This window comes from Plantibacter sp. CFBP 13570 (genome assembly GCF_014841395.1).
GTDB lineage: Bacteria > Actinomycetota > Actinomycetes > Actinomycetales > Microbacteriaceae > Plantibacter > Plantibacter auratus.
On sequence record NZ_JACYTW010000154.1, the window covers coordinates 1 to 327 of the forward strand.

The window sequence follows — 327 nt, forward strand, 5'->3', positions numbered from 1 at the left end:
CCGCGCTACCTCGGCGCGCGGACGACCACGACGCCGCCGACCGGCGGCTCGACGACCGCGGTGCCGTTGTCGGCGTCGACCGCGATGACGTAGGCACCGACGGCCACGCGCTGCACACCGGCGGTCGCCGGGTGCACGATGACGTCGAGCCCGGGCTCCACCCGGGAGACCTGCTGGTCGGCCGGGTCGGGGTCGGTCGTGAGCACGTGGGCCGGGTGCGTCCGCTCGGCGGCGGCCGCCGCCTCCCGGCGGGTCAGCTCACTCGACGGTGTGGCCACGTGTGCGGCCGTCCCCGCGGTCACGCCGGCACCCAGGGCCGCCGTCTCC

1 protein-coding gene is annotated in these 327 nt (G+C 78.0%); it reads right to left on the bottom strand.

Annotated features, from left to right (window positions below; translation table 11 throughout):
• Window positions 1–5: 5 nt before the first annotated feature.
• A partial coding sequence (locus tag IFT89_RS19995) for a hypothetical protein (protein WP_202939859.1) occupies window positions 6–327 on the bottom strand: 322 nt, incomplete at its 5' end.